21 protein-coding genes and 1 CRISPR repeat array are annotated in these 25,021 nt (G+C 32.8%); of the genes, 8 read left to right on the forward strand and 13 right to left on the reverse strand.

The genetic code is table 11. From position 1 onward, the window contains the following. The first annotated feature begins 205 nt into the window (after positions 1–205). The 3 genes from DTUR_RS03035 to DTUR_RS03045 are packed head-to-tail and all read left to right on the forward strand — an operon-like array spanning position 206 to position 4,195. Positions 206–1,642, forward strand: coding sequence for an SLBB domain-containing protein (locus tag DTUR_RS03035; RefSeq protein ID WP_012582971.1), 1,437 nt, complete (start codon positions 206–208; stop codon positions 1,640–1,642). A gap of 24 nt (positions 1,643–1,666) precedes the next feature. Then, on the forward strand, positions 1,667–3,409 hold the full coding sequence (locus DTUR_RS03040; RefSeq protein ID WP_012582972.1) for an SLBB domain-containing protein: 1,743 nt from the start codon (positions 1,667–1,669) through the stop codon (positions 3,407–3,409). Between the two features lie 24 nt (positions 3,410–3,433). Further along, on the forward strand, positions 3,434–4,195 hold the full coding sequence (locus tag DTUR_RS03045; protein ID WP_012582973.1) for an alpha/beta hydrolase: 762 nt from the start codon (positions 3,434–3,436) through the stop codon (positions 4,193–4,195). Here DTUR_RS03045 and DTUR_RS03050 read toward each other — a convergent pair. From DTUR_RS03050 to DTUR_RS03060, 3 genes are all read right to left on the reverse strand, one after another. Further along, entirely contained in the window at positions 4,192–4,896 is a 705-nt protein-coding gene (locus DTUR_RS03050; RefSeq protein ID WP_012582974.1) for an SOS response-associated peptidase, read from the reverse strand. The two genes, DTUR_RS03045 and DTUR_RS03050, sit on opposite strands and share 4 nt — an antisense overlap. Positions 4,897–5,018: 122 nt before the next feature. Continuing rightward, positions 5,019–5,888, reverse strand: a complete 870-nt coding sequence (locus DTUR_RS03055; protein WP_012582975.1) for a PorV/PorQ family protein — start codon at positions 5,886–5,888, stop codon at positions 5,019–5,021. Positions 5,889–5,903: 15 nt separating this feature from the next. Next, positions 5,904–8,978 carry a M6 family metalloprotease domain-containing protein gene (locus DTUR_RS03060; RefSeq protein WP_012582976.1) on the reverse strand — a complete coding sequence of 1,025 codons (3,075 nt, stop codon included), beginning with the start codon at positions 8,976–8,978 and terminating at the stop codon, positions 5,904–5,906. Positions 8,979–9,068: 90 nt separating this feature from the next. Between DTUR_RS03060 and DTUR_RS03065 the strand changes: the two genes are divergently transcribed. Further along, on the forward strand, positions 9,069–9,656 hold the full coding sequence (locus tag DTUR_RS03065) for a hypothetical protein (RefSeq protein ID WP_012582977.1): 588 nt from the start codon (positions 9,069–9,071) through the stop codon (positions 9,654–9,656). On the opposite strand, the gene DTUR_RS03070 is transcribed toward DTUR_RS03065, so the two are convergent. The 9 genes from DTUR_RS03070 to crn3 are packed head-to-tail and all read right to left on the reverse strand — an operon-like array spanning position 9,637 to position 19,132. After that, entirely contained in the window at positions 9,637–10,509 is an 873-nt protein-coding gene (locus DTUR_RS03070; protein ID WP_012582978.1) for a damage-control phosphatase ARMT1 family protein, read from the reverse strand. The two genes, DTUR_RS03065 and DTUR_RS03070, sit on opposite strands and share 20 nt — an antisense overlap. A gap of 56 nt (positions 10,510–10,565) precedes the next feature. Next, the gene (csx2, locus tag DTUR_RS03075) at positions 10,566–11,756 is read right to left on the reverse strand and encodes a TIGR02221 family CRISPR-associated protein (protein WP_012582979.1); all 1,191 of its coding nucleotides are present in this window, start codon (positions 11,754–11,756) and stop codon (positions 10,566–10,568) included. Next, positions 11,753–13,012, reverse strand: a complete 1,260-nt coding sequence (locus DTUR_RS03080; protein WP_012582980.1) for a CRISPR-associated protein — start codon at positions 13,010–13,012, stop codon at positions 11,753–11,755. Before DTUR_RS03080 ends, csx2 begins: the two co-directional genes overlap by 4 nt. Further along, entirely contained in the window at positions 13,005–14,150 is a 1,146-nt protein-coding gene (gene csm5, locus DTUR_RS03085; protein WP_012582981.1) for a type III-A CRISPR-associated RAMP protein Csm5, read from the reverse strand. Before csm5 ends, DTUR_RS03080 begins: the two co-directional genes overlap by 8 nt. A gap of 16 nt (positions 14,151–14,166) precedes the next feature. Beyond that, the gene (csm4, locus tag DTUR_RS03090) at positions 14,167–15,183 is read right to left on the reverse strand and encodes a type III-A CRISPR-associated RAMP protein Csm4 (protein WP_012582982.1); all 1,017 of its coding nucleotides are present in this window, start codon (positions 15,181–15,183) and stop codon (positions 14,167–14,169) included. Positions 15,184–15,198: 15 nt separating this feature from the next. Further along, the gene (csm3, locus tag DTUR_RS03095) at positions 15,199–15,948 is read right to left on the reverse strand and encodes a type III-A CRISPR-associated RAMP protein Csm3 (protein ID WP_012582983.1); all 750 of its coding nucleotides are present in this window, start codon (positions 15,946–15,948) and stop codon (positions 15,199–15,201) included. 12 nt (positions 15,949–15,960) lie between these two features. After that, on the reverse strand, positions 15,961–16,410 hold the full coding sequence (gene csm2 / locus DTUR_RS03100; protein WP_012582984.1) for a type III-A CRISPR-associated protein Csm2: 450 nt from the start codon (positions 16,408–16,410) through the stop codon (positions 15,961–15,963). Next, on the reverse strand, positions 16,400–18,799 hold the full coding sequence (cas10, locus tag DTUR_RS03105) for a type III-A CRISPR-associated protein Cas10/Csm1 (protein WP_012582985.1): 2,400 nt from the start codon (positions 18,797–18,799) through the stop codon (positions 16,400–16,402). The genes csm2 and cas10 overlap by 11 nt, the downstream gene beginning before the upstream one ends. A 3-nt stretch (positions 18,800–18,802) precedes the next feature. Continuing rightward, complete coding sequence (gene crn3, locus DTUR_RS03110) at positions 18,803–19,132, reverse strand: CRISPR-associated ring nuclease Crn3/Csx3 (RefSeq protein WP_012582986.1); 330 nt, start codon at positions 19,130–19,132, stop codon at positions 18,803–18,805. A 257-nt stretch (positions 19,133–19,389) separates the two neighbouring features. Then, positions 19,390–21,486: direct repeats of the CRISPR family, unit length 30 nt; unit sequence GTTTCAATCCCTTATAGGTACGCTACAAAC. A 479-nt stretch (positions 21,487–21,965) separates the two neighbouring features. On the opposite strand from crn3, the gene queD reads away from it, so the two are divergent. From queD to folK, 4 genes are read left to right on the forward strand one after another with little or no spacing between them, the layout of a single operon-like run. Beyond that, a complete protein-coding gene (queD, locus tag DTUR_RS03115; protein WP_012582987.1) occupies positions 21,966–22,343 on the forward strand; it encodes a 6-carboxytetrahydropterin synthase QueD in 378 nt (125 codons plus the stop codon). Beyond that, the gene (gene folE2 / locus DTUR_RS03120) at positions 22,324–23,097 is read left to right on the forward strand and encodes a GTP cyclohydrolase FolE2 (protein ID WP_012582988.1); all 774 of its coding nucleotides are present in this window, start codon (positions 22,324–22,326) and stop codon (positions 23,095–23,097) included. Before queD ends, folE2 begins: the two co-directional genes overlap by 20 nt. Then, positions 23,094–24,296, forward strand: coding sequence for a dihydropteroate synthase (gene folP / locus DTUR_RS03125; protein ID WP_012582989.1), 1,203 nt, complete (start codon positions 23,094–23,096; stop codon positions 24,294–24,296). The genes folE2 and folP overlap by 4 nt, the downstream gene beginning before the upstream one ends. Further along, positions 24,272–24,739, forward strand: a complete 468-nt coding sequence (folK, locus tag DTUR_RS03130) for a 2-amino-4-hydroxy-6-hydroxymethyldihydropteridine diphosphokinase (RefSeq protein WP_012582990.1) — start codon at positions 24,272–24,274, stop codon at positions 24,737–24,739. Before folP ends, folK begins: the two co-directional genes overlap by 25 nt. 12 nt (positions 24,740–24,751) lie before the next feature. Here folK and cas2 read toward each other — a convergent pair whose 3' ends face one another. After that, positions 24,752–25,015 carry a CRISPR-associated endonuclease Cas2 gene (gene cas2 / locus DTUR_RS03135; protein ID WP_012582991.1) on the reverse strand — a complete coding sequence of 88 codons (264 nt, stop codon included), beginning with the start codon at positions 25,013–25,015 and terminating at the stop codon, positions 24,752–24,754. Positions 25,016–25,021: the final 6 nt, after the last annotated feature.

Here is a 25,021-nt window from a genome sequence, read left to right on the forward strand (position 1 = left end):
TATTTTAGTATGGATTCTAATAAGGCTTTTTGAAAAAAAGAATAATAGGAAAAACTTTCAATTTTTATGAAAAGGCAAGAAAAACGAAATAGTTTCTTAGTTAATAAAGAAGATACATGTCATGGCTATGATGGATGATAGGGGGTTTATTCTTCTGTTGAAAATATGCTAAAATTAAAAGAGGTGCTTTTTTAGGAGGTTTTTTATGAAAAGGCTGGGAATTATTTTAATTGTTGCTTTATTTCTTTTCTCAAATATTTTTGCGCAGACTGGTGAAGGAACGGTCTCAGGAGTAGAAAGGATATACTTTGGAAAAGTTATAGATCCAGATAAATATGTGCTTGGAGTAGGAGATATAGTAAGAATTTATATAATTCTGGAGACAGAAGATCCTATTTCTTTTAACGTGACAGTCTCTCCTACAGGGTCTATTAATCTGCCCATGGTTAGAGCGATAAAAGTTTCTGGTTTAACTCTTACCGAAGCTACAAGAGAGATTTCAAAGCAACTTTTAAAACTCTATCCACGAAGTAATGTTATTGTGGACCTTGTATATCCAAGAAATATGAAGATTTCTATTACTGGTGAGGTAACAAATCCAGGAATATATAGTGTTTCTGCTATAAGTACTTTAGATGATGTTATCAAACTTGCGGGATTAAAATCCTCTGCATCTTTAAGAAATATTCAAATAAGAAGAGAAGATAAAGTTATAACAGTTGATTATTTTAGATTTTTGAAGTATGGAGATATAAATGCTAATCCATATATTCAGGAGGGAGATCTTATATATGTACCTCTTATGGGGAAAAGCGTGAAGGTGCTTGGACAAGTGAAAAATCCCGGAATATATGAGATAAAGGATGGAGAAAAATTAAAAGATGTACTTGATATGGCAGGGGGACTTACAGCGAAAGCAGATCTTTTAGGTGGATATATAGAAAGACAAAGTGATGGAAAAAAACAAGTGATAAGTATAGACCTTTTTAATTTGATGTATGGAAAAGATAATAAAGAGAATATAGTTCTTAAAGATGGAGATTCTATAGTTATACCTTTAAAAGTTGATAAAGTTTACGTAATAGGATATGTAGCTAAGCCTCAGGTTTTTACTATTGTATCTGGAGAATCTAAAAGTGAGGTTGGAGGACAGCCTACTTTAGGAGAAAGTGAAATAAAAGAGGGGGCAAAGATAAGTGAGCTTATCCAAAAGGCTGGAGGAGTGCTTCCTAATGGAAGTAGGAGAAGGATTCAAGTTATAAGGGATGGACAGATAATAAAAGAGGTAGATCTATTTAGAGTGCTTGTAAAGGGGGATGCCGAAGAAGAAAAGGTCAAATTGGTTCCTGGAGATATAGTGTATGTGCCTTTGGTGGAGAAGACTGTTAAGATTCTTGGTGAAATAAAAGATCCTGGAATATATGAAATTAAGCCTGGAGAGAAGATAAAGGATATCATAGATATGGCTGGAGGGTTTACTGTGAGAGCATCCCTTAAAGATGTAACTATTGAAAGATATATTACTGAGAAAAAGCAGATTATTAAACTTGATTTGACAAAGCTTTATAAAGATGGAGATGAAAGTGTAAATATATCTCTTGAAGATGGAGACATAATAAATATACCTATCAGAAGTGAATAGGTTATTAGGGAGGTAGAGGGAATAATGAGAAAAAAACTTTTCTCAGTCTTTCTTCTGATTTTTATTTTTGCTTTGACCTTTGCTCAAGAAGGGGTTTATTTTGGAAAAATTATTGATCCTGACAAGTATATATTAGGACCTGGAGATAAGTTGAGAGTTTTTATTATAAGAGAGACAAATCAGACTGATAGCTTTGATGTTTTGGTTTCTCCTACAGGTTACGTAGTACTTCCTTTAGCAGGAAGTGTAAAGGTTTTAAATATGACTCTATCTGAAGCAGGAAAAGAAATATCAAAACAACTTTTAAAATTTTATCCACGAAGTAATGTTATTGTGGACCTTGCATATCCAAGAAATATGAAGATTTCTATTACTGGTGAGGTAACAAATCCAGGAATATATAGTGTTTCTGCTATAAGTACTTTAGATGATGTTATTAAACTTGCAGGAGGATTAAAATCCTCTGCATCTTTAAGAAATATTCAAATAAGAAGGGGAAATAAAATTTTAGAAGTAGATTATTTAAGGTTTTTAAAATATGGAGATGTTAATCAAAATCCTTATATAGAAGAGGGAGATCTTATATATGTACCTCTTATGGGGAAAAGCGTGAAGGTGCTTGGACAAGTGAAAAATCCCGGAATATATGAGATAAAGGATGGAGAAAAATTAAAAGATGTACTTGATATGGCAGGAGGACTTACAGCACAGGGATCTTTTTTTGGAGCTACTTTAGATAGAATAGATGGCACAAGAATTGAACTTAACTTATATGATTTATATTATGGAGATGAAAATAAAAAAGAAAGTGCTAATATTGCCTTGCAATCTGGAGATACTATCACTGTATTTCCCGAGATAAAGAGGGTTTATGTGCTTGGATTTGTGAAAAATCCTGGTCCTATACAGCTTGTTGAGGGGGTTAAGGTTAATCCTGAAGGGATTGAAGTTACCGGACAGGCGTCTATGGGAGCAAAGATAAGTGAGCTTATACAAAAGGCTGGAGGAATACTCCCTAATGGGAGTTTAAGGAATATAGAATTGAGGATAAAAGGTGATCCTAATAACAAGATTATTGTAGATCTATATAGAATACTTGTTTTGGGAGAAGAATTAGAGGAAGAGATAAAAGTGAATCCTGGAGATGTAATATATGTACCACCTATTTTAAGGTCTGTAAAAGTATTGGGGCAGGTAAAGATTCCTGGTATTTATGAGTTAAATCCAGGAGATAGAATAAGAGATATTCTTCTTAAGGCAGGTGGAATTACTGAAAAAGCTTCTCGTGAAAGTGGAGAGCTGGAGAGGATAGAAAATGGTAAAAAAGTGGTTTATAAATTTAATGTGACAAATGCTATACAGGGAATTGAAAAGGATAATTTGGAACTAAAGGATGGAGATACCATCTACATAGGTGAATTAAGAAGGTTGGTATATGTCCTTGGACAGGTGAATAATCCTGCTGCTTATGAATATAGGGAAGGAAGAAAGCTTACTGAATATATTAGTATGGCAGGAGGTCTTAAAGATAGGGCGGATCTTTCTAGGGTTGCTGTAGTGAGAGAGTTAGATGGTGAGACAAAGGTTATACCCATAAACATGAATGAGATAATAAATAGGGGAAGGAGCAATCTTGATATTGAAATAAAAGAGAACGATATTATTTTTGTTCCTGAGGTATTTGTAAAGGGATGGCAGGATATTGTAAATATATTAAGTGGAATATTCTATGTTTATTCCCTACTTAAGCCCATCGTAGGGTGGTAAATTTCACAGGGAGGTGAGAGGGTTATGATTTATTCTTTTAGAAGAGGTGAGCCACAAAAGGGTTGGGTTGTAGTGGTACATGGACTTGGAGAGCATATTGGAAGGTATGAGAAGTTAATAAATGATCTTGGGGAAAGGGGTTATGGAGTTATAGGATTTGATCACCCAGGACATGGGAGAAGCGATGGTAAAAGAGGGGATACAACCATTGAGGAAATTATCTCAGTGATTGATAATTTAACTTCTGATATTGATAAGTTTCATCTTTTTGGACATAGTCTTGGAGGACTCATTGCCACAAGATATGCTGAGGAAAGACAAGAAAAAATAAAGTCTCTTGTTATTTCTGCTCCTGCTTTGGGTGTTGAAGTAGATCCCTTGACAAATTTTATTGCAAAAACTTTTGGAAAAATTCTTCCCAGGGTGACCATAAATAATAAATTAGATCCTGAATATTTATCTAGGAATAAAAAGGTGATTGAAAAATGTATGAATGATCCTCTAATGCATAACAAAATTTCCTTTAGGTTAGGACTCTCTATGATGGAAAATATTAAAAAAGCTCATGAAAAGGCTCCATACCTTAAAGTACCAGTGCTTATACTAGTTCCTACTGAGGACAGATATGTGGATCCCAATGGTGCTCGGGAATTTTTTAAGAAGCTAACTTATGAAGATAGAAAAATTGTAGAGTTTCCTGGTGGATATCATGAGCTTTTTGAAGATGAAGAATATAAAGATGAATTTTATAAAAATATTTACGATTGGATAGAAAGACATAGTTAAAGATCAAAACTGGTCTGATCTTTTTTGATGATATAAATTTTGACGGGCTTTATGAGTTCTTCAGAGTCATAAGAAGGATTATTTACTTTCTTTGATACAGGATATGCCTCCATCTCCTCTGCTGGATATGGGGCAAGGAGAGATTGGAGTTTTTTAATGTCACTTTCTTCTTTATTTACCCATATCTCCTCGTATTCCCTTCTTAAAATAACGGGCATACGATTATGAATTTCTTTAACCAAATCATTAGGCTCAGTAGTTATTATGGTGAAAGTCTTTATTAATTTTCCGTCTGGGCTTTTCCATATGTCATAAAGTCCTGCAAAGGCAAAGAGTGATGAATTTTTCATTTTTATATAATACGGAATTTTTTCCTTTTCCATTTTCTTCCATTCATAAAATCCATCGGCAGGAATCAAACATCTTCTTCTTAAAAAGGACTCTTTAAAGGCGGGTTTTTTAAGAAGACTTTCTGCCCTGGCATTTATCAGACTATTTCCAATTTTAGGATCCTCTGCCCAGTGGGGAATAAGTCCCCATATCATCTCTTCTACTTTATTAGGACTTTCCTGAAAAACAATAGGTACCGGTTGATTAGGAGATATGTTGTATCTTTTTCTTAGGTTTATTTCTCCAATTATTTGGGCATTAAATCTTGTAGGAATTTTTTCTATTTGAATAAGAGTAAATCTTCCACACATTTTTACTTATATCCTCTTCTTTATTACAGATAAATTCGAGTATTCCAATGACATTAATAATTATAGCATATAAAAGAAAAAAAGCCTCCCCTTTTTATTGGGGAGGCTTTTCAAAAATTTTATTAATATTTTAGAGAGAGGCTAAATATGTGTTGATTTGACATATCTTTTGTATAAAGGAAAGCATAATTAAATTCTATATTTTTTGTATTTAATCCAACTCCAAAACTTAAAGTATTTTTCTCTCCATTGTACCCCGTTCTAATAATTACTGGAGTTTTGGGTATTTGGGTTTCTAAGCCAAAATGAAGTCTCTGATAGAAATATATTTTGTCGTAGAAACTAAAATCAAAGGCAATATTTAAAGGAAATTCTCCTAAGAATAGCTTATAGTTAACGCCTAACACAAGATCTTGTCTTCCTGGAGTCTCTATGAGGCCTGTGGTCCATTTAATGTAACTTATAGGGTTGTACCATACTGCTCCAAGCCTTAGAACTGGAGTTATCTCATAGATTGCTCCTATATCTATTCCTAAACCATTTGCCTCTTCGGTATCTAGTTTGGCTACGTATAACCTTAGAGATGTCCCAAGACTTAATTTATTATTAAGTTTTTTGGCTAAGGAAATTTGAGCTATTCCTTCATAATATGGAAATAACAATTCATCAGGATTGGTTACCCCTACAGCTTGGAGTCCTGCTCCTAAGCTAAAAATTCCAAGATTAATTGCTCCCCCTATAAATTCTACCCTTGTAAAGCTTTGAGGAATTTGTAAATGGGTAAAGCCAAGGGTTACCTCATCTATATAAGTTAACCCTGCAGGATTATAAGTTAATCCAGAAAATCCTTCTGATATGGCTGTAAAAGCCTCTCCCATTCCTCCCGATTTAGCATCAAGGATCAAGGGGGAGAAGACTCCCCCAGTATCACTGGCAAAGGTTAGAGAGATAAGAAATGTTATTGTTAAAAAGGATATTAAAATCTTTTTCATTTTATTCTCCTCCTATCACTTCAAAATTCCTATGAATCTATTTATTCTTGCTTCGCCTTGAGAGGATGTTGCTACAAGCTGGAATACATAAAGCCCATTTTTCAGAATTTCGCCCTTTAGATTGACTCCTTCCCATACTATACTGTATTCTCCTGCTGGAAGATATCCAAGATCTCTTTCATAGAGTTTTACTCCAGCAAGGCTGTATACTATGAATTTTACATGGGCATCTTGGGTTAAAGTAAACATAATTTGTGCAAATTCTTTGTTAGGATTAAAGGCTTTTGAGAATTTAGTCACATCTATGAAAGATAATGGAACCCCATAGGGAATTGTGGTGTAATATGTTTTTGTAATGCTGTTATTTAGTTCATCTTTTGCAAAGACTTCCACCATGTATCTTCCTGGATTGACTTTTCCATTTTCGTCCTTTCCATCCCAGGTAAGTTCATATGTACCATTGTCAACTTTTGTATTATCTGCAAGAGTCTTCACAAGATCTTTCTTTTGATTATTCAAAGTGCTGTAGATTTTTACTGTGAGATATGAATAGCCTATATTGTCTTTTACTGTTAACTTAATACTACAATTTTCATTGTTGTTAGGGTTGAAGCTTTGGGTTACTGTAGTGGTAATTTCTGGAGATGAAAGTAGTGCATATCTTACTCTGCTTAAAACCTCTCCACTTATATTGGGAGATAGTCCTTCAAGCCCAAAGGCAAAATATACTACTCCATAGTGTTTTGTAGGATCTGCATAGAATATTCCAGCTGTCCCAGAGGATGCAATCTCTTTATTTATAATTATGGATTTTTGCTCTTTTATCTTTTCGGGAAGCTTAATATTTGGAGTTATGGGGGAAATTCCAGATGGAGTATATACTAAGATTGCTCTTGCTCCCTCTAAGGGATCTATTTCGTCAGGATATCCTTGGTTTTGAGCAGAATCCTCGGTATTTAACGAGAGGGACAAACTCTCAAATTCACTTCCGTTTGCACCTTTTATGGAATAGATTCCTACATCATCCTGTACAAACTCAGCTCTTAAGTAAGTGTTATAGAAAGTACTACTTATATACCCTGCTGAATATCCCCAGCCTAAATCCTGGCTTGAGATGAAGAGTTTTCCACCATTATCAAGATAATTCATGATCTCATTTTGAACTGATGGATCATAGATTGCTCCCCAATCTCCGCCCCAAATCACCCAATCAAAATTGCTCATAAAAGAAGCAGGTGGAACTGCATTGTCATAAAATACATCCACGATAAAGTAAGATACATTTATATCTTGTAGAGCTTTTTCAAAGTACGGGGCTATTCCAAACTCTCCACCATCATCGGAGACAAGAAGAGCTTCAAAGGTATTTGGTGTGGTAAAAGATATGGTAGTCCATGGAGATACACCACTTGCATTTTCTGCTCTAACCCTTGCAAAGTAAGTTTTGCCAGGTTCAAGGAATTCCTCAAGGGTAGGTCTATATTCGTTCTTTTCTGTGCTTACATTTATTATGATACTATTGAAGTTGCTATCTGTTGCAACCTGCAAAGTGTAATTCACTGCGTAAGGTATAGGCTTCCATTTGAAGAGAGGTCTTATAGTGAGAGGGTTTTCTCCTGTCCATGCCAAATGCTTTACAAAGGATGTGGTTTGTGGTGCACTGAGAGATTTTACATAAATATCACATATAATATTTTCTCCTGAGGCGGTTATATTCTTGACTGCGACTCCTGTTGGAATTTCTCCATAAGCATTGCTATTGGGAGTGCTATTTTCATCAAAGGTTGTATTATTAGTACTTCCCGGATATGGATCTCCCGCATCTCCACTATTTCTTCTTTTTTCTAAATCCCATTTTCCATCGGCTTGCTCTAATGCTACCAAATAGTGCCTTGATGGATCAAGTCCTGGATACCATTCATTATCGTTTTGAAAGTTTCTCATATTTTCATCTACATGATAAATAAGCAAGCCAAAACCTCTTAAATACTTATCAAATCCAATGGGTTGTCTATTTTCAATTAAAAAATATTGAGGACCTTCTGCCCCATCGGTCCAAAGTTTATATACTACAGGATTTGTTTCTACCGGTGGAATATTTACATTAGTTAGATCATTGGTAGGAACAGTTGGGGTTATCCATCCAAGTTGAATCTTACTCCAAGCATCAAAATGAGATGGTCCTCCTCCTATGGAATATCCACCTGGACCTTGAGGCCCATTCCAAGATCCTGCTGCCATTAAGCTCCACCTACCAAGCCCCAAAGATGAATAGTCTCTATCATAAAGATCTGGAAGGTGTCCAAAAGAATGTCCCATCTCATGCACAAATACACCTACAGTTTGAGGCATTATTACAGGATTTCCTTGAGTATCATAATCTTCCATATATTCTGGTTCAATGGAATATCTTATAGGCACATTTTTTCCACCAATATTAACATATACTGTAGAGGCATGGGACCAAATATCATTTGGATATCCTGTCCACTCGGCACCTTGTCCACTATGAATTACAAAAACTACATCATAATTTCTTAGATCATATCCAATATCTACTGCATGCTGTAGTACTTCTTTTACTAATACAAATACCCCTCCATTAAATCCATTATTACCATCGTTTATATAGTAGGAGTAGGTATTTTGGGCAGTATACCAGGGAAGTACTGTTGCAGTTATATCAAATTGTCCATAGGAATTTTCTAAATAAAATTCTCTTACACTACCTACGTTGTATGGGTTTATATTGCTCCAATCTGCCTTTACACTATTAAAAAGTATGTCAAAATAGTTTGAAGGTATAATATCTTCGGGCTGTCTTGGTTTATCGGTAAATTCTACAGGTATTACAATTGCTTTACCTATACCTTGGGCTTTTTCAATAGTTCCATAGATTTTTGTTCCTTGGGGTATATTTTGAGGAGTAATTTCAGGGAGTTTTGGAAGTTTTACCTTTTTTTCAATAAGCTTTTCGTGGGGTGGCATTATATGTACTTTGGTTAATGGGAAGACTTGGGCAAAAGAAATGTTTATTATAAGGACTAAAAGGATAAAAAGACTAAGGGTTAGTACAAGTTTTTTAGACATATTTCCCTCCCTCTATAATTTGTTTTATTTTGCCTAATATTATACAATAAAAAAAATAATAATAAAGATGTATTTTGATGAGGGGTAATTATGGATATATTAAAATATTTTTTGATTTTGCTTTTAATTTTAATCCTCTTTCAAGTTACCTTTGCTAATATGGTGCCGGTGGTGGAAAATAGAAGCAAAGTAATTGCGAGGGTTAGGGCTGTTTTTCTTAAAGACTTTCCTTTTTCTGAGATTGTGCTGGAAATTTTAAAAAGCGAAAATGTGGAAGGATTTAAAAATTTTGCAGAAGTTGGAGATATAATTCTTGTTTATCCAATATCATTAAAACCCAATATAAGTAGTGCTGGTGACTTTGAGCGAAGGATTCTTTACACTTGTTATTTTTTAAAACCAGGGGATATGGTAAGGGCAGAGATTGAGTTTATAGGAGACGAAGTAATGAGAGGATGGGTTGTAAGAGATGTGGAGAGGATTGTAGAGGTAAGGGAAGATTTGTTGAAAGATGTGATTTATAGCTTTTTAAAGGCAAAAGGAGTAATAAAGGAAGGGGAAAGATTGGAGTATAAAGTTGTTAAAGATGGAAAATTTTACAAAGTTAAGGCAAAGGTAGAGGAAAAAGAGATTAATATAATTCTTGATGAAAATTTAGTTATTTTGAACTATTTTTAGCTTTTTCATATAAAAATACCAAATCTCCCTCTTTTACCCCCAAGTTTTCTGCTACTACTTCACATTTTGCCTTGAGAAGGAAAAAGATGTTATATCCTCTTCCTTCTAAGCTTTCATAATTTGCCTGTCCTTTTGATATGATAAGTTTGGCACTATTAAATGTTTTCTGATACTCTTCTCCTCCAAGCTCTGGAGGTTTTCCTACAGAACCAGAACCTGTGGTTATAATTTTAGCGCATTTATTCAATCCTACTTCAATAGCGTCCTCCATAAGGGCATCATTTATTACAGGATTTTCGTTTACCACTGCTATAACTTCCTTTTCCTTAGATAGTTCTTCAATTAGGATCTTATCAAATACAATCTCTCCTGCATTATCTAAAAGGTAGAGTATTTCGTTGGTCTTTGAAAGTTCATTTTTGAAATAGAAATAATGATCTATGGCAAGAGGAATATTTATAATCTCTTTTATGTATTCCCCAAGATTTAATTTTGATATGTTCAAAATTCCCAAATCAATTACATTTCCTGCTATTGCTACTTTTATTGCTGTATAAAGAGGGTCTTCTGAACTTAGTACTATGTTCCTTAGAGCTTCATAAAGTTTTAATCCCTGCTGATTGTAATATTTCTTTTCCTCAAAATAGGGATCTTCCACTCCAGAAAGTTCGTATATCTTTTTAAAAATAAAATAAGTGTTGTAGGATGGTGTATCCTCAGGAGAAAGTTTCTCAAGATCCTTTGCTATTTCTTTAATAATCTCTATTTTTTTCTCATTTGGTATATTTATTCTTTTTAGAGCTGATTCTGCTTGTCTGAAAAAGCAAGTATAACATTCCCATCGCGTCTTCATAGTAAGATAATTTCTACCTTAAAACTCTTTAAAAGTCAATTAATATAATTTTAAAGTTAATTTAGGGTTTTTCTGATATGGTAAAATAGTTTCAAGGATTCTTTAAAGAGGTCATTGAAATCTTCAAAATTTCTTATGATAGATTGAGTTTCTCTTATGTTCCCATGCACCGAAGAGTTTCTTACTCTTTCAAAATTATCAAAAATTTCTCTCATCCAATCTTCGGGGAGCACTTTTATATAAACCTCTTTTACCTTTTGTCTCCTATTTTCTATCTTTGTTAAGTCTCTATATCCTGCTTTCTTTAAGATTATAATTGTTAAAGCTTCATATAAGAGTATAAGACTCTTTAGATATTGCTTTTTCTCAAAGAAAAATTCCGCTCTTTTAGTCATACGGTCTTCTAAGTATTCCTCTGAATAAAGAGGGGTCAGATCTTTTATTAAGCTTTCTGCACATATTTTTTTGTATTCTTTCTCTACTTTTTTTAAGCTTTCTATTACCTCTTTCAGCTCTTTTCTTGGTCTCAAATTCATTTCAATCATGAAATATAAATTTTCCTTTCCATGTATACCTAAATTTTTTAAGAGTTCTGAAAAGTAGCCAGAATTTCTATAGAGTTCAAAGGCTGTAGAAATTTGGAAAAGTTCATTTATGTGATCAATTTCTAAAACGGGTGCCTCATTATTTTCACTCATCTCAAGGGCTCCATAATATATTTTTAACTCTTTTATACTTTTGAAATTTTTAACGTACATAAGGGAAAAACTCAAAATTAGAGGCAAATATCTATAACCGTGAGTTATGTCAAGGATTATTTTTAAATCTTCATCGGGTAGATTTTTTAGCAAGAATTCTGAGAAAAACTCGTAATTAAAAGGATCAATTAAAATAAGTTTTATGCCAGGAATCTCTGAAGATAGAGCATCCTCCCAAGTTTTTAGAAGATTTTCAGCTATTCCTGTGATTTCTGCCTCATATACTTCGTAAGAGAGATGATAAAAGTTGTTTCTTTTTGATTCCTCTAAAGCATAGATTATTTCAGACCAAGAAGATTTTGTAGTGCCAAATATGTACCAGTGATCAATCTTTTCCTTGTGAGAGACATATTTCCAAAGGGCAGATCCAAAAAAGCCAGTCTCAAAAATCTCTCCTGTTCTAAACCTATATTTAGTTTTTACATAGCCTTTTAATATATTTTCTGATGTTCTTCCTTTTCCAATTAACGATATTAAAATGTTTTTCATTTTTTATGTTCCAAAAAATATTCGATATACTTTTCTATTTTGTCTTTTTTAGTCTCATTAAACCTGTATGATATAGAGAAATTTTGAGGATTTTGATCAATAAATTCACAGATTAATCCTGCATGAGCATTGAAGTTTCGCTCATAGTTAGGAGATCTTCCTGTCTTTTTAATCTCTCCTTTTTTAAAAGTCTGCTCAAAGTCATTTATCTCTCTTGAAAGTATAATACTTGCAGAGTTTTCTTGAAATAGCTTTTTAATTACATTCTCATTGAAGTTTTTTAAAGTGCTAAGAGGGACCCATTTTCTATTTTCTTCATATGTTATTTGGTTTTCATAATCTTTATATATCTCATAAAAGGTATTTAAAAGATGCACGTAAATCCATAAATTTCCCAAAGGATAATTCATTTTAAATTTTACCTTTTTTTGATTTTCATTCTCATAGGAGAATTCTTTAACAAGCTCTTTTAATCTTTTAAGGGAAAGTTTTTCATGGGAAAGAGAAATAAGATCTTTTATCTCACTCCATGGAATAAAGGTAAGATAGGCGAGGGCAAATCCCCTTTTTATTGCTGTAATACAACTATTTACATGGCTTATTATATTTTTTGTAAAATTAAACTCCTTAAAATAATCTAATTTTTCAGCTTCAAAGTTAAAAGGTATTCCCTTTTTAGTGAAAAAATCAAAAAAGAAGGGTGCCGATGCTTTTTCTAATGAGATTTCTCCCTCCTCGAAATTTGGCTTTTTGGGAGTAAGATATACATAAAAATATTCTAATTTATCTAATTTATTTTCTTTATTGTAGTATCTTGCTTTTTGGGCTACAATAAACCTTCTAAAGGCATCTACTGCAGTAAGAACTAAAAAGTTTATTCCTCGTGAGACATCTAAAATTACTTCTTCTGCTTTATCATCGGTGTTTTCATTTAAGGTTAGGAATATGAAATCAGCAATAATAGTGTTGTCTATATCATAGTATTTGTTTTCATAAAAGCCTTTCATGGGAATTTCTTGGGTTATAATTTTGTCTTCATTAACTCCTAAGCTTATTAATTTTTTTCTTAGCTCTATCTCTTCTTTAATATCTATGGTTTCAGGCTTTATAAGAATTACTTTAATATCTTCTTCATTAGATAAATAATAGGAACATAATGCCTCTATGGTAGATTTTCCTTTGTATATTTTGCCCCCAATGTGATATGGTATCTCTTTACTATCTTTGGGAACAAAACTGCATAGAATTTTAGTCATTTCTTATAATATAAACTCCTCCTAAGGGGAAAAGTTTTTTTCCTATTTGTACTGCCCATCTAGTGGAAGGATAAATTTGGGGATCAACATTTCTTCTAATAATACCTAAGTTTTTTAATTGTTCTGTTTTTATGAAATATCCAAGGGAATTATAGTAATAGGTTTTTCCAAATCCAATGGGTAGATATATTACTTCTTTATTCTTTTGTTCCTGTTCTTTTAATTCTTGCTGAACTTTATTATAGTGTTCTATAAGGTCATTTATAGTATTCTTAGCCTCTTCGTTATTTGAATATTTTTTGGAGGAAAGTTCACTTAATAACTCTTGTTCCTTTTTAGAAAGTTTAAGAGAGTAGTTTTTTAGAGCACTCCAAAGCTTTTCCTCTGGTTCTTTTTCAAAAAAGTCTTTCCATTCTGTAGGAATGTTTGATATCATATCTTTCTTTATAATTATTTCGGTATCAAATTCTTTACCAGCAGGTATGGCAATTACATATTGGGAAAGCTTTTGATGAGGAATTCTTCTAATAACATATACGTTGAGCTCACTTAAAGGGACTAAACTACTGTCTCTCACTATTATGTATTTCATTATATCTGTGTGTATATCTTTTTCATTTGTTCTAAGTATATCTTCTCCTATGTAAGGTTTATTTTTTTTTGGTATTTCTGATTTAATTCTTTCTGCTGTTTTTTCTAAAAAGGCGTTTTGTTTTGATTTATCTTTTTCAAGAGCATAGAAAAGAAGAGCATTTCTTATTACTCCCTTTAGGGTGCTTCCTGGAATATAAGCATTCTCTCCTGTAAGAATGGGCATGTAAATATTTCTTGATGGCTGTCTTGAAGATTCATTATTTCTCTCTATTTTACTTTTTATCTCTAAAGAATATTTGATTACCTCATCGATAGGGATTTTATATTTGTTAAGCAGATCTTTTATATTTTCCCTTTGGTTTGTAATCATAGATGATAATTCATTAACAAAATTTTTTAGATTTTTATCTTTAAACATATTTAGGAGTTTTTCTTTATCTATGATTTTTAGTCTATTATCTTCTATTACACATTCACTTACGTTTGATATAACTTCTCCACTCCTTATCAAAGTGGGAGTTATAACTTGAATTTTTATCTTCATTTTTTATCCCCTTCCCTTAAGATATTTTAAAGCCTAAAGATTTTCCATAGGATATAACTTTCATTGAACTTATAGGGGAAACGTTTATGTTTTCGCCCACATATGGAGATCTTACTAAGGCACCTTCTGCTATCTTATAATGAGTCTTTTTCCTGTATCCTGTGGGTTTTTGATAATATATAAATCCATCCCTTTTTACTAATTGATAGTAAATTAAATTATTTACTTCTTCTCTTTTTGGAAATGTTAGAGAAAGACTTATTTCAAATTCTCCATTTTCTGGAACTTCAAGCTCCTCTTTTTCAAAGGTATCAAATATACCTTTACCTGTGGTTCTTTCTCCTCCTAACCCTTCTTCAAGGGTAAGACTTAAAGAAGGTGTGAATAACTCTTCAATTTCATTATTTTTCATCTTTAGGAAATAGAGAAATGGGATAATGGTTTTTCTGTTTGAGAGTTTTATAGGATGAAGTTCTAAATTCTCTTGAAAGTAAAGTGTAGTATAGGAATTTTCCTCATCCGCCTTTGCTTTATAATAAGTCTCTCTGCTAACTCTTACCTTTGGCTCAAGAGTTGTACCCATGAAATATATTTCTTCTCCTATTTCTTCAAATTCAGACTTTGTAATTAAAGTTCTTGGGTTTAAAAATTTAAACTCTTCTACATTTTGTATAAAGATTTGTTTTGAGTTTTTATCAAAATTTGCCAATAATTTTTTCAGAGCATCAAGGGATATCCATTGAAACTTTTTATATTTTTTGTGATCCTCTTCAGAAGTTTTTATAGGGATTTCAGGCTTTGGTAAAAGTAGGATGTCTTTTGAAAGACGTAAGCCTGGAAAAACCGATGATATAACTAAATTTTTTTCAAAGAGATCAAATTTTTCTTCTCCAAAAAGCTTAATAAGTGAATTAGATAAAGCAGAGAAAAGGGTATCAGAATGAATTATATTAGATGTTCTATCTAATCTCCTAAGACCTATATGTAAGAGTAATGGTCCCTCTTTAAGAAGTTTATAAACTTCTACCTTCATTTAATGCTCACCTACTTATTTATTCGATAACTTATCTTCAATTTTATTGGTTAAATCTTCCATCTTTATTTCGCTTAAAGCTTTGCCCTCTATAATAGTCTTTTTAGTGTTATCCCCTAAATAGTCTTTAATACTTTTGATAGAAATATTTAAATTTTCAAATCTTACTTGTCCATATCCCCTTGTTCCACTTCCACCAAGATAATCATCTTCCAACATTCTCATGCCCTCTACAAAGGTCATAAGAAGTTTTTGGATATCATCCTTTTCGTATATGCTTATAGCGGAAGAAAATTTAAACTTTGCTCCCGCAGGAACCCTTTCCATAATTCTTGGATCCTTTGCTGTTCCCTTTATTCTGTCTATAATGTTTTCTACTTTTTCTTCAGTATATCCTCCTTCAAGAGCATTTCCAAATTTTTGTTGAAAATCCTCCTCATCTAAAAAGGAATCTCTAATAATAAGTCTTGAAATGGTTTTATTTTCTGTGGAATGAGAGCCAAAAAGTTGGCAAATTTCGCATTCTCCACATCCACATGGTTCTCCTGGTTCTTTAGGAGGTTTAATATCATAGGTTCTTTCAAGTAAACTTCTTATTTTCCCCTTTAGGGATGAGCCAGGTATATAGGGTATGCCTTCTACCGTTTTTATTACAGGATTATCAAGTCCACCTATTTCTCCTGTTTCCTTAGAGCCTCCGATATGAAGTCCTGTAACAAGGACAATTTCTCCCTCAATAAATATTTTGCCTATGAATTTATCCACCGATATCCCCCCTTAATCCTTTCCATAAAATTTTTGATATGCTACAAGAGCTTCGGTAAATTTTTGAATATTCTTTACGTGTTTATCATTTTCTGCTTTCTCAATAGCCTCTTTAAGGACCACATATAGCTCTCCAAGAGCTTCTTTTCTTCTTTTGCTTTCCTCTCTTCCTACCATATAGGCAAGATATGGTATGGTATATAGAAGTTCTGAGATATTCTTAGCCTTTTTAATAAGGTCATAAACTTTTCGAAGTCTTGAAGAAGTAATCCCTTCTGTTCTTTCTCTTATAAAGTTTTGTATTCTTTCATTAAACTTTTTAAATTCATTAATATCTAAATCTTCACCAAAGGCCAATATTTTTTGTACATAATCTTTTCCAAGCACACTTTCTACCCTTTCCCTCCATAATTCCTCAGGAGTTTTTGTATTTTGTTGCCTTGAGGATTGATTATCTCTCATTATTTTCATCCCCCCTTGATTTTCTTGTTTTCATCTTTGCAATTTTGGTAGCTACAAGGATAAGTCTTGGATTTCTTATTTTATCTTCCCCCTTTCTTAAGACATTTTCAAGAATTATATCGGACAATCTTTCAGCAATATCAGGATATAATCTTAAGTAATACTTAAATCTCCATATAGCTGGAGGACTTATTTTCCCTTTTAAACTTTGCTCTAATAGTGGATTAAATCCTTTGAGAGAATTTTCTATTTTTGTTATAACAGCACGAGAAGCTTTATCTTCTTTAGTTTTTTTAGTTATTTTGTCCGCAATATCTTTGGCAATCTCTTTAGCCTCTTTAAACTCTCTATAAGTTAGTACTTCATCTTCAACACATATTTTGTCTTTTTTGGGTTTTTCCTCTTCGGGATATTTAAATTGTTTTGCCTTTTCAAGGGCATTTTCTACAAGACTTGCTCCTCTTATAAGCGGGAAATTATCTGGAAGGTAGTAAAGCCCTGAAGATAGTGAGAAAACTTTAGAATCTCCTGTATATCTCTTAAATTCCTCTCTAATTTTTAAGGCAAGTTCATTTATTTTTTCATAAGTTCCAATAATGAATAAGTCATCTCCTCCTACAAATACGGGATAAATTTTATCATTATTTTTTATCTTTTCCATAACTATTTTTCCAAAGAATAACTCTATTCTTCTACTTAAAACTCCGTATCTTGTTAGAGATAGTCTTTCCTTCGTTTTCTCTTCATCAGCCAATTTCTTAAAAATATTTCCCATATTGTCGGCATCCATTTTCAAATAGGCAAGTTTTTGATCTCCATATCCATTTTCTATATTTTTCTTTGCTATGGATTCAAAATCACTTTCCTCAATGGTATAACTTCCTAATAAAAATCCATGAGGGATAAAATTATCTTTAATTATTACCTCTTCCAATAGGTATATTTTTTCATTGTTATATCCCGTGGATTTCATCTCTTTGATAAAGTCTAATTTATAACCTAATTTTTCAAAAAACTCATTCCAAGTTTGGGGTACTCCTTCAAAGGAGGATTTCTTTTCTATAAGAAATTTAGCTCTTTTTAAAGAATTTGTTAGCTCAACAAAAGAGTTACAGGTTTTACATAATCTTTCTCCCTCTTTAATTTCTTTTGCCATCCTTTTTCCACATATGATACAATACTCACTTTCTCCTACATTTTCCTCTTTAGGGTATAAAATAAGGTCATAGAAGTTTTTAAGCTCACTGAATTTTCTTCTCTTCCTTTCATCAAGCTTATTAATTAGCTCTTGTCTTTTGTCAAAAAAGTTAAAGAGGTCATTTATGGAAAGATGGATCCACTCAATAGCAAGGTATAAATCTTCTCCTGTTAATTTGAAAATATTTTCTGATATAAATTCTCTCAACTCTTCTAACTTTTGGTCTTCTATGAAAGATAAAAGTAGATCAAAATTACCTCCACCTATGTAAATAGCATTAGCCTTTGTAAAATTATTATTTTCCAATATAAATTTTGCTGAGTATCTGGAGAGAAGATCTAAAAATACAGATTTGCCTTTTAACATTCTTCCTGCTCTTTCAGAAGAAACATTAAAAATGAATGACTGTATTCCAGATAAATCTCCTGAGATTAGAGTAAAAAGAGGCTTATCAAGTAAAGGAGAGTAATTCTTTTCTTTACTTCTTAAATCCTCTCTTATTTCAATCAGATCTTTACTTGTTATTCTCTGATTTTGATAATCTTTGTATAATGCATGAGCAATAGCTCCTGTAATTCTTGCGTGATCATATATGGAAATATCTGTAATAAACCCTGTAGTTTGTGCTGGAACTTGAGAAAAATAATACTCCATTAAGGTTAAAAGCTGTTCTATGTCATTGACTTTTGGAAAGCTTCTTAAGAAATCTTTTGTTAAATTTTGATAATTAATCTGTGTAATTTTTACATCATCTTTTTTGGGAAAAAGATCTTCGCTTTTTTCTAAGGAAGAAAGTTTGTAATAGAATCCTCTTGTGCTCTCATCTATTTTATAGAAAGGATTGTGTAGAGGTATAGTTAGGTAAAGATCTTTTTGACTTTCATCTTCTTCTCTTTCCGAAGAAGATAACCAGTCGGCAATTTGAATTATTAATCCATAATCATTTTTTGGATCATGGTGATTTAGAACAAGCTCAATTACTTCTTCGGTTAAATTTTCTTTTAAAAAAGGTGATAGGTCTTCTTTTCGTTGAAGTAGTGTGTTTAGAAAAAAGGCTGAAAATTTAGGATGAGCATATTCAACTTTTTGAAATTCCAGGGGTAAATTTTGAGACCTATATTCTTTTGTTCTTTCAAGAACCTTTCCTAAATCATGAAGAAGGGCAGAAAGTAGAATTTTGGCATCATTCAAAATTTATCCCTCCCCATCTAAAGAAATATCTATCACATCCCCCACATTAATACTTTTTATATGTGATTGAATAACAACAGCACCTATTCTTGGATCATAAATAGCAATAAAAGGAGTAGGATGATAATAATGAACTAAATAGGCATAAAGCCATATAGGTCCTCTTCCAGAAATTATTAAGCCTCTTCTCAGGTTGATTTTAGGTGGAGAAATTTTTTTGAGTATAGAGGGGTCAAGATTACTTTTTAATTTAAAGTAAAGAATAGTGTAATCATCTTTCTCTGTTATTTCAAGGCTTATATCCTCAACTTCCATTATTAAATATTTTAACATAAATTTTTTTATTTAAGTAAAATATTTTTCTAAATTTATTTGTAGCCCTTGAGCTTTGTTAACGATATATCATCTAATTCTGAAAACTTTTTCTTTAAAGTAGAGATTTCTTTAATGGGGCAGATTAAAAAACAATTACAATGAAAATTAGAACTAATAAAATTAGTGCTATAAACAATGAGAAAGCTAATGTAGATTTCAGTGAAAAGCAAAAGTAAAAAATATCACAATCAAGATATTCTCTTTACCCCCTCCTCGTTTCAATCCCTTATAGGTACGCTACAAACATGCCGGGGTAAAAAATTTAAAGATCTATGAAAGAAGTTTCAATCCCTTATAGGTACGCTACAAACGGGCCCATTCCTCAGGGTCATACTCATATGAGTACTCGTTTCAATCCCTTATAGGTACGCTACAAACGGACTCCCAAAAATTCTTTTGAAGGGGAGGGTTTGAAAGTTTCAATCCCTTATAGGTACGCTACAAACACTCTACATCCGTGAACTCAAAAAAGCGAGCGAATTGTTTCAATCCCTTATAGGTACGCTACAAACAAAAAAGAGGGGATTCTCTTAGAAGTTTATTCAAACGTTTCAATCCCTTATAGGTACGCTACAAACACAAATATCCCTGAGGGGTACGAAAGGGAGGTTGTATAGTTTCAATCCCTTATAGGTACGCTACAAACTCCCTTTTTTATTTTTTTTAAGAATCCCATTGGTCGTTTCAATCCCTTATAGGTACGCTACAAACCTTTCTACGACATAGATAGCATGAGTGATGAGGAATAGTTTCAATCCCTTATAGGTACGCTACAAACCCTTTTTAGTCCTGTTCTTAAGTGGGCAGTAGACTTGTTTCAATCCCTTATAGGTACGCTACAAACTAGACTACAAGAATAAACCAGACGCCCAACTATATGTTTCAATCCCTTATAGGTACGCTACAAACAAAGCAGGGGAAGGAGGCGAGAGGGTTGAAAAAGGCCAGTTTCAATCCCTTATAGGTACGCTACAAACATGTACACATGCTTCCAGTGGAAAGAGAGATTTGGGAGTTTCAATCCCTTATAGGTACGCTACAAACGGCAAGTAGTTTTGTCTGTATCAAATGAGAAGAGTGTGTTTCAATCCCTTATAGGTACGCTACAAACTTAGCAGAAGCTTTGTATTTTATTGCCTCTTCAGGCATGTTTCAATCCCTTATAGGTACGCTACAAACATTTCAACAAAATTTCAATGTTTTGCATCTATGTGGGGTTTCAATCCCTTATAGGTACGCTACAAACGTAAAGCTCGTTAAGAACATCGTTATCCCTGACGTACCGTTTCAATCCCTTATAGGTACGCTACAAACCAATTTGGAAAGTTTCTCAAGTCAGGTATCTAAAGGAGTTTCAATCCCTTATAGGTACGCTACAAACGGATCTCTATGATAATCTTCTTAATTTCTTTATCATGTTTCAATCCCTTATAGGTACGCTACAAACGGATAGTACCTCCAGAAACGTCATAGACAAATCCATCGTTTCAATCCCTTATAGGTACGCTACAAACGAGTAGTAATGAACACTCCGATTGAACCTGATTGGGAGTTTCAATCCCTTATAGGTACGCTACAAACGTGAATTGAATATCCCTGAAATTGAAGAAAAAGAAAAGTTTCAATCCCTTATAGGTACGCTACAAACGAATAGCGCCAGACCTACTAATGGGTTTTACAACGATGTTTCAATCCCTTATAGGTACGCTACAAACGAGTAGGTAAAACCCATTTATCCTATGCATTGCTGAAGTTTCAATCCCTTATAGGTACGCTACAAACTTCTAAGGGCGCGTGAGATCTCTCTCCAGTACCATCAGTTTCAATCCCTTATAGGTACGCTACAAACTTCTTTGGCATATTCATAAAAAAAAGGATTTGTATCTGTTTCAATCCCTTATAGGTACGCTACAAACGGAGATAATCAACAATTACAAGACACTTGTTCTTAGTTTCAATCCCTTATAGGTACGCTACAAACTTCTTTGGCATATTCATAAAAAAAAGGATTTGTATCTGTTTCAATCCCTTATAGGTACGCTACAAACGGAGATAATCAACAATTACAAGACACTTGTTCTTAGTTTCAATCCCTTATAGGTACGCTACAAACCAACTTACGTTTCCAGATGTCGGCTTGGGTATTACATGTTTCAATCCCTTATAGGTACGCTACAAACAGAAAAATTTAATCCAGGGAAGAGCTGGAGATTTGGGTTTCAATCCCTTATAGGTACGCTACAAACGTTGTAGACATAAGGGGGGTGAAGATGTGATGAAGAGTTTCAATCCCTTATAGGTACGCTACAAACCCGTAAAAAGGGCAAAAAAGCTACCGCTTAAAATTAACTACCCTTATAGGTACGCTACAATTTTGAGGATAATATAGCATAAAAAGAATAAGATGTAAAGAGGTATGGAATGGAAAATTTATAGGTCTGTCGATCCCCCGGGGTTTAGGGGGTTATTGGGGGTCGACGAAGAAATAAGCTTTTAAGAATAAAATTAAAAACTTTTAAATGAAGTATTTAAGAAGATTTTAGAGAGATTCTACTCAGAAAAGTTAGAAAATTTTTATGAAATTGAGTAATAATGAGGTTTTTCTTTAAAAATTTGCTTTGATTTTTTGTTACAATTTCTGTCGATCTTAAAAAGTTTAGATAAAATAATGTTTTTGTTGAATGGTATTATGTAACAAAATGGTATTTTTTTAAAGATTTTTAAACAGAAAATTCCATTTAGTTTCTCATTTTAAATGATATAATTTACAAAAAACTTAGGGAGATTTGAGATGTTCCTTATACGTGAGTTTAAATTTGACGCAGCTCACAATTTAGAAAGTTATAAAGGTAAGTGTGAAAAATTGCATGGACATACTTATAGGTTGGTAATTGTTGTAGAGGGTGTTCCAGATTCGGAAGGTATGATTATAGATTTTGTAGAATTAAAAGATATTGTAAAAGAAGAGGTAATTAATGTTTTAGATCATTCTTATATAAATGAAATAATGAATCAACCTACTGCAGAGAATATAGCTATATGGGTCTGGAAGAGGTTAGAAAAAAAACTGCAGAGAGATAATTGTCATCTTTATGAAGTGCAAGTGTGGGAGACAGAAGATAGCGGGGTAATTTATAGGGGTGAAAAGATTGAAGGATGTTCAAAATGAGAGAGACTATAGAGGTATATATTTGAGAAAAGTGGGAATTAAAAATATACATTGGCCTATAAAGATTATTACAAAGAGTGGAGAATATCAAAGTACTGTTGCTAATATTGATATTTCTGTGGATTTAAGAGAAGATTTAAGGGGAACCCACATGAGTAGATTTGTTGAAGTTTTAAATGGAATTGACTTTCTTCATCCAGAAAATCTTGGCAAGATATTGCAAGAGGTCAGAGAAAAGTTAAAAGCAGACAGCAGTCATATAAAGATAACCTTTCCTTATTTTATCTTTAAAAAGACTCCTGTATCTCAGATAGCTTCTCCTAATATGATAGAATGTGTTATTGAGGCTGAACTTAGTAAAAAGCTCTATATGATTATTGGAGTCAAGGTGCCTATTCATACTTTATGTCCATGCTCAAAAGAAATAAGCGAATATGGGGCACATAATCAGAGGGCTATAGCAGAGATCTATATTAAATCTAAAAAGTTAATATGGTTTGAAGATCTAGTGGAGATTGCTGAAAGATCTGCTAGTGCTCCTATCTATTCTCTTTTAAAAAGACCCGATGAGAAGTACATCACTGAGACTGCATATAACAATCCCAAATTTGTTGAAGATGTAGTAAGAGACATTGTTTCAGAGTTAGAAAAAGAACCTAAAATTAGTTGGTATAGAGTTGAGGTCACAAGTTTTGAAAGTATTCACAATCACAATGCTTTTGCATGCGTAGAAAAGGGGTGGATTAAGAAGTGATAGTAGAGCTTAGTCATGAATTTTTAAGAAAAGAGATATTAAAAGTAGGAGCTCATCCTGCTTCTCTTGAAATTTTTGAAAGAAAAGCTCAAATTATTCCTCTAAAAATTTTTAATATTTCTTCTCCAACTGCAAATGTAATTAAGCAAGAGATGCTTTCTCTTGGTGGGGATGTAGTGGTGCATAAGAACGTTGTAGATTGTAAAATTGAAAAAAGTGATGTTATTCTTCTTGGAACCAAAAAGCATTATGAACTTTTTATTAAAAAATTAGAGAACAACAAATATTTTGAAATTCCACTGGTTCTGCAGGAATTAAAAGAATATTTATTAAAGCAAAAACCTGAAAAAATTGTCTCTCCATGGGGTAGAGTTTTAAACTTAAGTAGAACTTTAGTTATGGGGATAATAAATGTAACTCCTGACTCTTTTTATAGTGGATCAAGAAAGATGCAGATTAATGAAGTTTTAAAGACTGTTGAAGATATGGTAATAAATGGTGTAGATATCATAGATATAGGGGGTCAATCTACGCGTCCTGGTGCTGAACCAGTAAGTATAGATGAGGAGATGTCAAGAGTTATTCCGGCTATTGAGAGTATTAGAAAAAGTTATCCCGATGTAGTGATCTCAGTTGATACTTATTATTCTAAGGTAGCAGAGCTTGCTGTTGATAGAGGGGCAGACATGATAAATGATATAAGTGCCTTTAGATTTGATAATGATTTAGTTAAAATAGTTGCAAAATATAAAGTTCCTTATATACTTATGCATATGAAGGGAACCCCTAAGGATATGCAGAAAAATCCATATTATGATGATGTGGTTAGAGAAATCATGGAATTTTTTGAAGAGAGAATTAATTATGCTAAGGAAAATGGTGTTGATCCTGAGAAAATAATTGTCGATCCAGGAATTGGTTTTGGAAAGAGATATGAGGATAATCTTGAGATTATGGCAAGATTAAAGGAATTCAAAAGTCTTAGAAAGCCTATACTCATAGGGGCTTCAAGAAAGAGTTTTATTGGAAAAGCTTTATCTGATCTTCCACCTGAGGAGAGGCTTGAGGGAACTCTTGGAATTACTGCACTGTGTGTGCTAAATGACGTGGATATCGTTAGAGTTCATGACGTTAAAGAGAATAAGAGAGTAATAAAGGTACTTGAGGAGATAAAATGCATAAGGTCTTCATCGCTATAGGAAGTAACATAGGGGACAGAAGAAAGAATATTGAGACAGCCTTAAAGAAAATGGAAGAGTTAGGGTTGAGAATTATTAAGAAATCATCAATTATTGAAACAGAGCCCTATGGATATAAGGATCAGGATAAATTTTTAAATGGAGTAGTACTAGTAGAGACAGGTTTTGATCCCTTTGAACTTCTTGAACTTCTTTTGAATATAGAGAAAGAAATGGGAAGAGAGAGAAAAATAAAATGGGGACCAAGAAATATTGATCTTGATATAATCTTTTACGATGATTTAGTAATTGATACTGAAAATCTAAAAATACCCCATCCTGATGCTCATAATAGAACCTTTGTTATGGGTCCACTTTCGGAAATAGCTCCTGATTTTGTACATCCTGTTCTAAAAAAAAGAGTAGAGGAAATATATAAAGAATTGATTGAGAAAAATGCTTAATTCTTAATTTACTTATAATATTTGTTCTCTTTTATTTTTTTCAATACCGAGTATTTGTCTTTCCGAATATTTGGTAGTTCTCATTATGTAGAAAATTACTGAGTCTTCTTCTTCATTTATTATGATTTCGATTTCTCTTTTTAGCATCTCAAATTTAGCTTCGGTTATTTCTCCCTCAAGAACTGAATTTTGTATCCATTCAAGATACTTCCTAGCAGTATTCAATACTTTGTTTATCCTTCTTTGGTTCACATCATATACCATTATTACATACATGGAAAA

The sequence above is a fragment of the Dictyoglomus turgidum DSM 6724 genome, assembly GCF_000021645.1.
In the GTDB taxonomy this organism is placed as follows: Bacteria; Dictyoglomota; Dictyoglomia; order Dictyoglomales; family Dictyoglomaceae; genus Dictyoglomus; species Dictyoglomus turgidum.